At 35.6% G+C, this 14,026-nt stretch carries 12 protein-coding genes; all 12 read right to left on the bottom strand.

Translation table 11 applies throughout. The annotated features are described in order from the left end of the window. Positions 1-77 precede the first annotated feature (77 nt). The 12 genes from ACFWM3_RS06105 to ACFWM3_RS06050 all read right to left on the bottom strand — a co-directional run bounded on the left by ACFWM3_RS06105 (position 78) and on the right by ACFWM3_RS06050 (position 13,952). Complete coding sequence (locus ACFWM3_RS06105; RefSeq protein ID WP_056467245.1) at positions 78-890, bottom strand: ABC transporter permease; 813 nt, start codon at positions 888-890, stop codon at positions 78-80. Next, the gene (locus ACFWM3_RS06100) at positions 887-1,918 is read right to left on the bottom strand and encodes an ATP-binding cassette domain-containing protein (RefSeq protein WP_390310716.1); all 1,032 of its coding nucleotides are present in this window, start codon (positions 1,916-1,918) and stop codon (positions 887-889) included. The genes ACFWM3_RS06105 and ACFWM3_RS06100 overlap by 4 nt, the downstream gene beginning before the upstream one ends. 212 nt (positions 1,919-2,130) lie before the next feature. Then, a complete protein-coding gene (helD, locus tag ACFWM3_RS06095) occupies positions 2,131-4,482 on the bottom strand; it encodes an RNA polymerase recycling motor HelD (protein ID WP_390310714.1) in 2,352 nt (783 codons plus the stop codon). Between the two features lie 312 nt (positions 4,483-4,794). Next, positions 4,795-5,961, bottom strand: a complete 1,167-nt coding sequence (gene nagA, locus ACFWM3_RS06090) for an N-acetylglucosamine-6-phosphate deacetylase (RefSeq protein WP_390310712.1) — start codon at positions 5,959-5,961, stop codon at positions 4,795-4,797. Positions 5,962-6,050: 89 nt separating this feature from the next. Beyond that, the gene (locus ACFWM3_RS06085) at positions 6,051-6,983 is read right to left on the bottom strand and encodes an ROK family protein (RefSeq protein ID WP_390310710.1); all 933 of its coding nucleotides are present in this window, start codon (positions 6,981-6,983) and stop codon (positions 6,051-6,053) included. Between the two features lies 1 nt (position 6,984). Further along, positions 6,985-7,920 (bottom strand): 1-phosphofructokinase family hexose kinase, encoded by a 936-nt coding sequence (locus tag ACFWM3_RS06080; protein WP_390310709.1) that lies wholly within the window; start codon positions 7,918-7,920, stop codon positions 6,985-6,987. 4 nt (positions 7,921-7,924) lie between these two features. Continuing rightward, the gene (gatY, locus tag ACFWM3_RS06075; RefSeq protein WP_056467228.1) at positions 7,925-8,776 is read right to left on the bottom strand and encodes a tagatose-bisphosphate aldolase subunit GatY; all 852 of its coding nucleotides are present in this window, start codon (positions 8,774-8,776) and stop codon (positions 7,925-7,927) included. Then, the gene (locus ACFWM3_RS06070) at positions 8,773-9,984 is read right to left on the bottom strand and encodes an SIS domain-containing protein (protein ID WP_056467225.1); all 1,212 of its coding nucleotides are present in this window, start codon (positions 9,982-9,984) and stop codon (positions 8,773-8,775) included. Before ACFWM3_RS06070 ends, gatY begins: the two co-directional genes overlap by 4 nt. 67 nt (positions 9,985-10,051) lie before the next feature. Further along, positions 10,052-10,771 carry a GntR family transcriptional regulator gene (locus tag ACFWM3_RS06065; RefSeq protein ID WP_390310707.1) on the bottom strand — a complete coding sequence of 240 codons (720 nt, stop codon included), beginning with the start codon at positions 10,769-10,771 and terminating at the stop codon, positions 10,052-10,054. 101 nt (positions 10,772-10,872) lie between these two features. Then, positions 10,873-12,138 carry a Gfo/Idh/MocA family protein gene (locus tag ACFWM3_RS06060; protein ID WP_056467223.1) on the bottom strand — a complete coding sequence of 422 codons (1,266 nt, stop codon included), beginning with the start codon at positions 12,136-12,138 and terminating at the stop codon, positions 10,873-10,875. Positions 12,139-12,165: 27 nt separating this feature from the next. Continuing rightward, entirely contained in the window at positions 12,166-12,924 is a 759-nt protein-coding gene (locus tag ACFWM3_RS06055) for a carbohydrate ABC transporter permease (protein WP_390310837.1), read from the bottom strand. Between the two features lie 89 nt (positions 12,925-13,013). Next, positions 13,014-13,952 (bottom strand): carbohydrate ABC transporter permease, encoded by a 939-nt coding sequence (locus ACFWM3_RS06050; protein ID WP_390310836.1) that lies wholly within the window; start codon positions 13,950-13,952, stop codon positions 13,014-13,016. Positions 13,953-14,026: the final 74 nt, after the last annotated feature.

The raw sequence follows: 14,026 nt of genomic DNA, 5'->3' as shown, positions 1-14,026 counted from the left end.
ATGCTATTCAATATTTTCAAGTAGAAAATGCAGGAAAAGGTGCCCCATTAGAAAAAAAACTAATGGAACACCTTCTATTATGTTCTACGCATATAAGCTTTTACAGTAAGTGGTGCAAAAATTGCTACAATTACAGCAGCTCCAATAAGCGAAATGATTAGATCTGAACCTGCAGTTCCTGCGTTCGTAAGATTTCTGACAGCAGTGATTAGATGTGAAATTGGGTTTATTTTTACAAACCATTGAAGCCAATTTGGCATTGTATCAACTGGTACAAAGGCATTTGAAAGAAATGTTAATGGAAATAGTGCTAGCATAGAAATCCCTTGTACACTTGATGCTGTACGTGCAATTACTCCAAAAAACGCAAAAATCCAACTAATCGCCCATGAACATACAATTACAAGTAGCCCCGCTAAAACTACATAGCCCAAGCCACCTTCAGGGCGATATCCCATTATATATCCCATTGTGAAGGTAAGAACTGTAGCGATTGTATAACGAATCGTATCCGCCAATAAAGCTCCGGCCAGTGGTGCAATACGTGCAATCGGCAGCGACTTGAATCGATCGAATACACCTTTATCCATGTCTTCACGCAATTGTACACCTGTAACAATCGAAGTAGTAATGACCGTCTGCACTAAGATTCCTGGTATGATTACTGGTAAATAACTCTTAACATCCCCAGAGATTGCTCCACCAAAGATATAAGTAAACATAAGTGTAAAAATAATAGGTTGTAACGTAACATCAAATAATTGTTCTGGTGTACGCTTAATTTTTAGTAGACCACGATAAGCCATCGTAAATGAATTTTTTACTGATTGACTAAAGCTAGTTTTATTTTTTAATTGACGATAAGCAGCCGGTTTTATTGATGTGCTCATACCCTCACTCCCTCCATTTCTTTTGTTTTATCTGACTCCTTTGCTCCATCATTTTCAACGCTGTTACCAGTAATCGTAAGGAATACTTCATCAAGAGTCGGCTTTTGTACACTCATTTCAGTTAGATGGATGCCTTCATCACGTAGGGCAATTAGAAGGTCGGTTACTCGGTCAGCATCCGCCATAGGGGCAGTAATCTTTCCTTCTACTAATGCGATATTGGATTTTACTTTTAGTACATGTTCTACTGTCTGACGCGCCTTTTGAACATCCCTTAAATCTTGAACTTTTAATTGTAACGATGAACTACCAACCGAAGCTTTCAATTCATCAACAGTACCCTCTGCAACTACATGACCACGATCTATTACTGCAATTCGATCTGCTAGTTCATCCGCCTCTTGAAGATATTGTGTTGTTAATAGAACTGTTGAACCTTCTTTTACTAAACGACGAATAGTATCCCACATTTGATTTCTTGTACGAGGGTCTAAACCAGTTGTCGGTTCATCTAAGAAGATAAGTGGTGGCTGAGCAATTAAACTTGCTGCCAAATCTAATCTACGACGCATTCCACCTGAGAAATTTTTCAATGGACGTTTTGCTGCCTCTGTTAAGCCAAATTCCTCTAATAAATCCGCTGCTTTCTTTCGCGCTTCCGCTCTACCTAGACCTAGTAATCTTGAAAATATAATAAGATTCTCTGTAGCACTTAGTGACTCATCAACTGAAGCATACTGACCAGTAACTCCAATTAATTGACGTACAATATGAGCCTTTTTTAATACATCATGACCGAATATGCTTGCAGTACCTGCGTCTTGTCTAAGTAGTGTAGCCAACATTCTAATTGTGGTTGTTTTCCCTGCACCATTTGGTCCAAGTACACCGTAAATACTTCCCGCACGAACGTTTAAATCCACTCCATCAACCGCACGATTATCACCAAATGTTTTAACTAAACCACTCGCTTCTACTGCCAAATCTCCATTATTCGGGGTAATTATTTTTTTATTTAAATATTCCAATTCACTTCCTCCTTTACGACTTATTACAAGATGAATATATCGACTAATTATGAATTAAGTATGAACTTTAAATAAAAATTTTCTTTACGAATAATTACAAGCTAGAGGATACAATGTTCAATGTAAAAAAACTTCCCTTAACTAATTTAAGGGAAGTTTTTTTTACATTGATTTTCAGACTGATTGCAAGCGTTTGACGGGCAGTCTGAAATTTAGTCATGTACTATGGTTTGATTTAGTAGTAGGAACTCTGAGTTAATATTAGATAAAAAAGGAGTCGCTTCACCTAAGCTATATAGATGTAATTGATGCATTGCTCGTGTACACGCAGTATAGAATAGTCTTCGGAGACGATCATCTCCATAAACTTGAGCTGATGCATCATAAATAATCACTGCATCGAATTCAATTCCTTTTGCCAAATATGCAGGAATAATGACTACACCTTGTTCATATTCAACTGAGTTTCTCTTCACGTGCTTGATTCCTTCTACATCTTTTAATGCTTCATATGCATCTAAACTTTCTTCGGCAGATTTGCAAATGACCGCAATTGTATTAAATTCACTTTTCTTTAAGTCTTCGATTTTAGATGCAATATGGCTGTGCAAATCTTCTCGATTAGATAATTGTGTTAACACAGGCTTATCCCCAACTCGTTCAAAAGGCGTAATTAGATTGCCTCCAGGTATAAGTCTACGTGTGAACTCTACAATTGGTTTTGTTGATCTGTAACTGCGTGTCAGATTAATCACTTTTGTTTCATCTGGCCCATATAAGCCTTTAAGTACATTAAAATCACCCATCTCACTGGCATGAGCAAAGATTGCTTGATTAAAGTCGCCTAGTACCGTCATTTTTGCAGAAGGAAACAATCTCTTCAAAAATTCAAATTGGAAAGGAGAATAATCTTGAGCTTCATCTACAAGTACAAATTTAATCGAAACATTTGATTGGAAGCCTTGCACTAATTCTTTTAAAAGTAAATACGGTGTAGCGTCCTCATAAAACAATTTGCCTTCATCTAACATATTTAACGTTAACTGACATATGTCTTCCCAATTCTCAGGGGTATCTCCTTCAATCCATTGTTCAATTTGAGTTGGATCAGAAAATAACTGTTTATAGACTCCTTTTATGTCAATGAAACGCAATCCTCGAACCCATTCACGTAGTGGCTTTAGTTTTTTACGCACAACCATTCGACCTAATACCTTAGTTTCTTGTTCGTAATCATCGAATGAATTATCTTTAAATTGTTTTTTCTGTAAGTACTTATATGCTTTTTGATAATCATCTTTGCTGAGTAACTCGATTTCATCTTGTACCCATGTTTTTTTCAATTCTAGCTTTTCCATTTCATTGATTTGCTTGTTTAACCATTCCGTCAACTTCTCTAATCTGTTGTTAAATTTTAAAGAAGGATCGGTGCTATAAAATCTTTCATATATTTGTTTAGCTGTAACAACTGGTTTACCTCTAAATTTAAATCCTCTAAAGACCATTCCAGATGATTCCAGTGATTGTCTGTATGCCTTAATTGTCTCAAAGAAACGAGTTGAAGCTTTAAATTGAATGCTTGAAGTCCTAGTCTTATAGGAAGGATCATTGATAGCAGTTAGCACATATTCTAATTGCTCATAATTATCCTCAACTTGGAACGCATCACTTAGCCTATGAACTAAATATTCTTGGAATGTAACTTGTTGCATATTTTCTTCGCCTAGTTCAGGTAAAACTCTCGATACATAGTTATTAAACATTGCGTTAGGAGAAAATAAAATAATTTGATCTGCTTTTATCCAATTTCTATATTTATAGAGCAAATATGCAATCCTTTGTAGAGCTGCAGATGTCTTTCCACTACCAGCCGCCCCTTGAACAATCAGTAATCTACCTTTGTCATAACGAATGATCTGATTTTGTTCTTTTTGAATGCTGGCTACTATGCTTCTCATATGCTTGTTTGTTCCTTTACCAAGCACATGCTGTAAAATCTCATCACCTATAGTGAGACTTGTATCGAACATTGATTCAATTAAACCGTTGCGGATAATGTATTGCCATTTTTGGTCTAATACGCCATTCACTTTTCCCCCAGGTGTATCATACTCAGCAGGACCAGGTGGATAATCATAGTAAACACTTGATACTGGGGCCCTCCAATCATAAACTAAAATATTCTCTCCAGTTTCGTCCATTAGTGTTGAAACGCCAATATAAATACGCTCTGTTTCAGACACACCTTCTTCTGTAAAGTTAATGCGACCAAAATAAGGAACCTCTTTCATCCGACGAAGTGCTGATAGTCGGTTAGAAGATTGCTTATGATTAATTTGGCCGATCGCCAAAAGTTGAGATTGTTGTCTTAAACTAATAACCGTCTCTAAATAGTCATCAAAACTATCTGTGTTGACTTTAACCTCATCCCAGAAATTTTTACGAACATTGATTACTTCGTTTCTACGTTGGGCTGTTTCGTCTGTTAATTTACTAATTTTGTCCGTGATTAGATCTAATACAGCATTTACTCTTACTTGTTCTTTTTGAAGTTCGTTGTTCATTTCATGCACTCCTTTAAAAGATAAAAATGGGGGTTGACTCAAGAGGATTTGTATAGTAAAATTAAAGTAGGGAAAATATGACCTCTTTGTTTTTTATTTATATATACTGTATTAATCTACCACGTTTTTATCTTTTAGGCAATAGTCCACGTTTGAAATCATCATTATTTCATCTCAATTACTAATTTTCGTAAACTCAATAATCAAAATGACCCACCCAAAAATGATCATTTCATCACTTATAGTAAGGTCATCCTTATTATTTATTAATTTCTTCTGTACATACTTCAATTTTCTAAATTTACATCTTTATTAAAACCCACCATATTCTTTATGAATATTCCTAAATACAAATTCTCCATTCACAATAGTAGCCTGAACTTTAAACTGACAATCAATTAAGACGATATTTGCTTTTTTCCCACACTCTATGCTTCCAACTTCATGATCAATTTTAAGTAATTTTGCTTGGTTAAGGCTGACCATCGGTAAAATAGTTTCTAAAGGCACCTCTAAAATGTCATTTACATTTTTTAAACACTCCATTAAATTAGTCGTGCTTCCTGCTAATGAACCTGTTTCTACTGTTCGAGCAATTTTATTTTCCACTATAACGTCTAATGTACCAAGATTATAGGATCCATCTGGTAAATCAGCAGCCGCCATTGAGTCACTTATTAAAAAAATACGTTCTGTCCCTTTTGCTTTGACTAAAAGATTAATTGCTCCAGGGTGGACATGCTGTAAATCTGCTATACATTCACAATAACATTGATCATTTGTTAGAACGGCACCAAGACATCCAGGATCACGATGATTAAATCCCCTCATGCCGTTAAAAGTGTGAACAGAAATTCTTGCCCCATGTTCAATTGCGTTATTCGTTGTGTCGTAGTCTGCATTTGTATGACCCATAGACACGTGAATTCCTTTATCTGTTAACAATTTAATAGCTTTCTCTGCATGCTCTTTTTCTGGAGCTATTGTGATTACTTTGACCGTATTATTGGAAATTTTTATGAGTTCAACCAACTCATCAGTATTTAGTTCACGAATATACTTGACCGGATGTGCACCACGGTGCTCAGTAGTAATGTATGGGCCTTCTACATATGATCCAATGATTTCCGCTCCTTCTGTCTGTCCCATCGCCTCACTTACGATTTTTACAGCTTTTTTAATTTTTACGAAATCATGAGTCAAAGTAGTTGGCAAAAATCCTGTAACTCCATGACGTGCAAGTGACATAGACATTTCTTGTAATGAGTGAATACTCCCATCCATCGTGTCATTCCCAGCAATCCCATGAATATGTAAATCAATCATGCCTGGAATGGCTGCAAAAGTAGAATAATCTAATATTTCACAGGCAGGTCTATTCGTTGTTACTCCATTTATTTTTCCGTTTTTTATTAGTATATAGCCAGCTTCAATTACTTTATCGGGTGTATAAACCTTATCTACCTTAATTGCTTTCATAACACTTCCCCCTCTATTATTCGCAGGTATACTTTTTCAAAAGAACAATAGACAACACCAAAATAGGATGCTGCCTGTTTGTTTAATACTTATACGTGTAAGTAGTTTAATTTTTTTAAAGTTAAGTAACATGCTCCATACAGCCCTGCATCATTTCCAAGAATCGAAGGAAATACGGTTGTTTCTTGATGATAAATCGGCATGGTTTCCTTTTTAATCTCAGAGTTGATGTCCTGAATAAACTGTTCTCCCTGCTCAGCAATTCCTCCCCCAATAATAATTGCCTCTGGGTTCAGAAGGTGAACTATATTTGAAAGACCTATGCTTATATAACGGATAAACCTTTTATATACGCCAGTAGCAATTGGATCTCCTTTTTCTACTAAAGACAAGATTTCTTCTCCAGAGATTTTCTCTATAACTTCACCAATTTTGTTCTTTTCATCAATAAAGTCACTTACTAACGCTGAAGTAGCAGCATATCTTTCAAAGCACCCTTTCCGTCCGCATCCACAAGAGCGTCCGTTATTAATGATGACGGTATGACCTAGTTCTCCTGCTAAATGACGGGATCCGCTTACAATATTCCCATCTATAATAATGGTGCTTCCAATACCTGTTCCTAATGTTAAAAAAACTACATTTTTCTTCCCTTGAATTGCACCCTTCCACTTTTCACCGAAACAAGCACTTTTCACATCATTTTCAACACTAACGGGTAATTTTAATAAATTGAAAAGTATTTCGCCCAACTTCATTCCTGAATAGTCGGGTATATTATTGGAAAATAAAATTTCACCTGTCTCATGATTTACAAGACCACACGAGGAGATTCCGATTCCTACAATTAAAAAATCATTTTGAAGCTTTTTTACTTTCTCAACTAAAAGTTCAGGAAGCAGCTTTTGTATATTATTTTTAGGTGTTGGTACTTTATCTTTGTAGACCATTTGCCCATCACGATTTATTAGTCCAAATTTGATAAATGTACCCCCGATATCAAAACAAACTATATTTTCCACCTTAATCACCCCCTGTTAACTCCTTCACCTTAATGAGATTAAAGTAATGTTGAACTTTAGTTAATTCTACTGATCCAGTCCGCTCTGAGGCAGCATTGGCTATCCCGCAGGCACATGACCACTTTAAAATATCTTTAATTGAATAACCTTTCGAATGCGCAAAGGTAAAGCCTGCAAGCATGCTATCTCCTGATCCAACTTGATGCACATCTGTCAAAGTTGGAACAATTGCCTGCAGTGTGACATCTTTGCTAATTAAAAGAGCACCTTCTTTTCCTAAAGAAAGTAATACGTATTCGGTACCCTTTTGACATATATCCCGGGCATGCAAGATCATATCCTCAATTGATAATTGGTTTAACCCAATCAACTTGCAAAACTCTTCTCTGTTCGGCTTAATTAAAAAAGGCTTTCCCTTTATGCCATGTGCTAGTGATTCTCCACTTGAATCTAAAAGAAAATACTTCCCTTTTTGTTTTGTTTTTTCTATTAGGTATCTATAAAAATTAGAGTTGATCCCGTATGGCAAGCTACCAGAACCTACAATATAGTTATTCGATTTTAGAATAGTATCAAAATTTTTCAAAAATTCTTCTCTTTCATTCTCCAATATCTCAGGCCCTTGTTCAAGAATTTCTGTATGACCTTCTTTTGATTCTATTGCTAAACAAAATCTTGTCTCTCCATTTATTCCTACAAAACGATTAGTTAAATTGTAAATTGGGAGTTGATCAGCTATCCACTCGCCGACTTTTCCGCCTAAAAACCCGGTACAAGTGACTTTAGCCCCTAGCTGAGATAATACACGTGAAACGTTAAGTCCTTTTCCACCAGCTGTTTTATCTACATCTGTAACACGATTTACACCATCTAAATGGAAGACGGGAAGACTATACCGAATATCAATAGCAGGGTTTAATGTAATTGTAGCAATCATATTTCTAACCCCGATTCATACTACCGCACATTTTAATTTTATCAGCAACGACTATTTTCATTTCTCTTACTGCATCTTTAAAGTAATATCTAGGGTCATTGGCATCTGGGTGTTCTTTTAAGTAACCACGTAATCCATTAGCAAAAGCTATTTTTAATTCAGTTGCAATATTTACTTTACATATTCCACTTTTAATCGTTTTTTGTACTAATTCATCTGGTAAGCCCGAAGCCCCATGTAGAACTAGCGGAATATCAACTTCTCTTTGGATTGCACTTAATCGTTCAATATCTAATTTAGGTTCTCCTTTATATAAACCGTGGGCCGTCCCAATAGCAACGGCTAATGAGTCAATTCCTGTTCTAGAAACGAATTCTTTAGCTTGAGCTGGGTTTGTATAAATTTGATCCTTTTCATCCACTTCAAGGTCATCTTCTACTCCACTTAGACGGCCAAGTTCCGCCTCCACAGCAACTCCAAATGAAGAAGCATAATCGACTACTTCACGAACGATTCGAATATTTTCTTCAAAGTCATAGTGAGAGGCATCAATCATGACTGAGTGAATTCCACTATCAATTAAAGCTTTAATATCCATAACTTTTTCATGATGATCTAAATGAAAACAAATTGGAATATCGTATCTTTTTTTTGTGGCTTCCATCATACTAATTAGAAATTCTTCCCCCATATAACTAACTGTACTTGGCGTAGCTGCGATCATAACCGGTGAACGTAGCTCTTGGGCTGTTTCTAAAACTGTTTTCATTGTTTCTAGGTTGTGGATATTAAATGCTGGAACTGCGTAACCTTTGGATTGTGCCTCTAAAAGTACCGTACTTCTTGATGTAATCAAGATAAATCTCCTCCATTCTTCATCTCATTTGTAAAAGGGTGAATCGTAACTCCTTTAACAACTCTGTTAACTACTCCTAATGGAGAAGGGTTATCTGGAGAAAAGCCGAGATTAATAGATTTATACATAGCAAAAGTTTGCGCGTATAAGATAAAAGGGAAAGCTAGAAAAATATCTTCACTAATATTCGGTAGATCTACATGAAAGAAAAGATCACTATATTCTTCCGCTACCTGATCTTTTAAAGATGAAATCGCCACTACTTTCCCTCGATTCGTTTCTTTATAAATCTCTTCTAAAATGTCAAGATCGTACTGCCTTGTATAAGGGTTACAAGATAAAAATACAAATACAACAGTATCTTTATCTAAAATGGATTTAGGGCCGTGTCTAAAACCTAGTGAGGTATCAAAAGTAGAAGGAATTGTCCCGCCTGTTAGCTCCAATAATTTTAATGACGCTTCTCTTGCTAAACCTTCAAAAACCCCTGAGCCTAAATAAACAACTTTTTGAAAAGACGAATTCGCCAGTTGTTTAATACTTTCCTCGCTCCCGCTAATAATTGAATGACCAGCATGTATAAGTTCATCAACTTTCTTCTCCCATGTATGAACCTGTTCAATATTAAAAAGTAGTAGAGCCGAGAAAAGCATAGTTGTAAAACTACTCGTCATTGCAAATCCTTGGTCATTTGCTTCTTCTGGCATATAGATGACCAAATGGTTATGATCATTTTTCTTCTTTTGAGCCAGTAATCCATCTTGATTACATGTAAAAACAATTCCATAAAAATCATCTATAACTTGTTCCCCTAAATGAATAGCAGCCAAACTCTCTGGACTATTTCCTGATCGAGCAAAGGAAATCATGATTGTTGGAAATTTCTTGCTTAAATAAGCGTATGGATTTGACACAATATTTGTCGTAGCAATACTCTCTACTACTATTTTTTTGTTGTTAACGATTTGTTTTAAATAAGGAAGGACTGTGTCACCAACAAATGCAGATGTACCAGCACCAGTTAAAATAATGCGTAACTGTTCGTGTTTATTTTCAATGCTCTTTAAAAATGTAAGAATTCGATCTCTATTAAATAAAAGAATATCCTTTGTTTCGTTCCACAATCTAGGTTGCTGGGCTATTTCTTTTGCTGTATGGCTTGCGCCGACATTCATTCTCTCATTTTCACTCGATTTTAATAGCTCCATACTATTTCCTCCTGTTTTACTGTTAATGTCATCATTACCAGTTAGGTTAAATAGATACTTCTTGTATCTATTTCAACTCTACTGTATAAGTAAACTTATCCCCTCTTGCAATAGAAATTGTATACTCAATTACTTTGCTTTGATCATAAGTTACACGTTTAAGCATTAGACATGGTGCACCCTCGATTATGTTTAGCATTTCTGACTCCACTTTATTTGCACTAACAGCCATAAAGCTTTCTAAAGCGCTAGAAATATTCACATTATATTGGGTTCTGAAGATTTCATACATCGGCGTATGTTGCAATTCTTCACTAGAAAGATTTTTAAAATCCTTTACGGGTACATAGGAGGTCTCGTATAACATCGGTTCCTGATCTGCAAGTCTTAACCGAACGATCTTAAATACCTCTTCTTCTACCGGTATATCCATGACCTTTGCTACTTTACTATCACAATTGATTTTTTCAAAAGAAACGACCGTTGTCGTTGGGAATTTCCCTGCCTTTTTCATTTCTTCTGTAAAACTATAAAATTTTACAAGACTTTGGTTATACGTTCTTGGAGAAACATATGTCCCCTTGCCATGAACTTTATAAATATAGCTTTGTTTTTCAAGCTCTTGCATCGTCTGCCTTACCGTTGTTCGGCTAACTTGATACGTATCGCATAATTCTCGTTCAGATGGTAGCTGATCGTTCTCAGCAAGTTCGCCTGATTCGATTTTTTCTAATAAAATATCCATTAATTGATAATAAAGCGGAAGTCGAGAATCCTTTTCTACCATGATTAGCTCCTTTAGGTGGTATCTTTGTCATAACCAGTTAAATATACATCTATTATACATAATATTGAAAAAGATACCACCTTATGTCGCAACAGAAATTTCTACAAAATTCTCTCTTCTGTCATTTTTAATTTTTTCATATAATCACCTAGTGAAACCATTGTTCCCGAAACTCTTGATTCCTCTGCTGCATAAGCGATCATATGACTTTTAGCTGACACGATCGCTGATGTTAAGCTGCCTTTGTCCTTCTTAGTTACGCGTTGTATGAAATCAGCCATAATACTTGTATCGGCTCCCATATGGCCACCATCTACAGTTGAGGGCTTAATTAATTCCTTCTTACCTGAAAAATAATTAACTTCAATTTCATTTTTAGCATCATTTCCAACTATTTCGCCTTTTGTTCCCATAATTTTAAAGTTACGGAACGTTTCATTTGTAAATGCAGTCATAGCAAATGCAACTGTTACGTCATTTTCAAATAATAAATTAACTACCTGATGGTCAACAACATCATTGTCACAGTGATATACGCAGCGACCATATGGTCCCTCTTGAATTGCCTTTAGTCTACTATCAAGACTAGAACTTGCTGAAATGACATTTGCTGGCCAAACATCACGGTCATGTAAATACCATTTAGCCGCTGAATAAGGACATTCCTTTTCCACCTTACAACCATCCAAACAGCGATATGTTGAACCTTCTGGTGCGTTTTCCTTTTTAAAGTAAGTTAAACTTCCATATGAAGATACACTCTTGCACTCAGTACCAATGAGCCACGCAAGCATATCCATATCATGGCAGCTTTTTTGTAAGAGCATTGAGCTAGATTCAGAAGAATTACGCCAGTTACCACGTACAAAACTATGAGCTTGGTGAAAATAACCTACATTCTCGTTCCACTGGATTGATACGATGTCACCGATTACTTTTCGATCAACAATTTCTTTTAATGCTTGATAAAATGGCGCATACCTCATAACGTGACAAACCGTTAATAATGTATTATGCCTTTCTGCTGCTTCTGCTATTTCTAGTGTCTCAATTGGTTCTGGTGACATTGGTTTTTCTAATAAAATGCTATATCCTTTTTCAATTGCCTTCATAACGGGCTTATAATGATTACGGTCTGGGCTACAAATTAGTAGAGCCTCACATAGCTGTTCTTTTTCTAACAGCTCAGTCCAGTCTTCAAATCTCATATTCTCAGGGATATTGTGAGCTTCCGCAAACTTTTCTCTTTTTTCTTTATTTGGCTCCGCTATAGCAATGAATTGAATTTCATGTGGATACTGTAGTGCATATGATCCATATGCATAAAATCCTCTACTTCCTGCTCCTATTAAAGCTGCTTTCATAATCAGTTTCCTCCAAGCTTTGTAAGATTTTTATTTATTTCCTGTAACTGCAATTCCTTCAATAAATTGTTTTTGCAAAATCATAAATAAAATTAGCATTGGTAAAATTGCTAAGAATGATCCTGCCATTAATACTGGGTAATTTGTTAGATATTGTCCTTGCAGTGATGACAAACCGACGGATAACGTCATTGATTCAGGTGAGCTATTAACAATCATTGGCCACATTAATTCATTCCAGCTCCATAGCGTTGTAAATATACCTAAAGCAACTAAACCTGGCTTTGCTAAAGGAAGCATGATTTTCCAATAAATTTGGAAATGATTACAGCCATCTAATCTAGCTGCTTCTTCTAATTCCTTTGGTAACCCCATAAAAAACTGTCTTAAAAGGAATGTACCAAATGCACTAAATAGACCTGGAACCACTACTGCTTGTAAAGTGTTTAACCAGCCTAATTTCACCATGATCATATATTGTGGCAATAAAAAGACCTGTCCTGGTACCATTAAAACCGATAAAGCTACTAAAAAAAGAATATTTCTTCCTGGAAATTCAATTCTCGCAAATGCGTATGCAGCTAAAGAACATAATAATAATTGTCCAATAGTACGAATCACTGTAATGATTAGCGTGTTAAACATAAATTTAAAGAATGGTAGTAAATCAAAAACATCTTTATAATTCACCCACTGGAAATGCTTTGGAACAATAACAGGCGGAACATGAATCGACTCAGCATAAGTTTTTAATGAAGTTAGTAACATCCATATAAAAGGGAAGACCATCGCCAAGGCGCCGACAATTAGAATTAAATGAATTAAGATGGTTTTACTTGTGATCTGAAGTCTTGCTTTCTCCAATGGTTACTCCTCCTTCAATCATAATGAACCCATTTCTTTTGTAAAACCATTTGAATCGCTGTAATGATTAAAATAATGATTAATAGTAAAACTGCAATTGCGGCAGCATAACCTTTATCATTTAACACGAATGCGTGCTGGTAAAATAAATAGACGATTGATTGAGTACTTTCCAGTGCTGTACTGCTTTTCCCAATCATCATAAAAATTAAATCAAACACTTGGAATGCCCCAATAAAGGACATGATTGTTACGAAGAATATAACTGGGGAAAGTAACGGTAGTGTTATTTTAAAGAAGACCCTGATTGGCCCAGCACCATCTATTTCCGCTGCTTCGTAATATGTTTTTGGAATCCCTTGAAGCCCTGAAAGAAAAATAACCATGTTATAACCGAGCCCACTCCAAATTGCTACGACAATTATTGAATATAGTGCAACTTTCGGATCACTTACCCACTGTGGACCTTTAATTCCAAAGAGGGATAAAAGATAATTTAGCAGCCCATAGTCAGAATTATATAGCCATCTCCAAACCATAGCGATTGCTGCTGGCATGGTAATAACAGGTAAAAAATACAGTGTTCGATAAACAGACTTACCCTTAATTTTTTGGTTTAAGAGAACTGCTATAAGAATCGATAAGAAAATACCGATTGGAACTGTAAAAATGATATAAATTCCTGTATTTTTAAATGACTGCAACAGATTAGAATCTTCTAGCATGCGTCTATAATTATCCAATCCTGTCCACTCATATTGCCCAAATGCTCCCCATTCCGTAAAACTGAAGTAAATCGTTTGGATAATTGGCCATAAGTAGAAAATTGTTAAACCAATCATTGTTGGTGCAATCATAAAATACGCCCAAAGATAATCTGATCGTTTTCTCGTCTTTGCTAAGCTTGGGATCTTTAATTTACTTTTTGATTTTATTTCAACTTGTAGAGGCATTTCCTTCACTGTATTCACTCCTTTTAAGAGAAATAAAGAGAAGAAGTCATTCTAGACTTTAGAGAGCTTCTTCT

It is taken from the genome of Gottfriedia sp. NPDC058432 (assembly GCF_042721555.1).
In the GTDB taxonomy this organism is placed as follows: Bacteria; Bacillota; Bacilli; order Bacillales; family Bacillaceae_G; genus Gottfriedia.
Note: the sequence above shows the minus strand (reverse complement) of the source record. Positions and strands in the feature narration are given on the sequence as shown.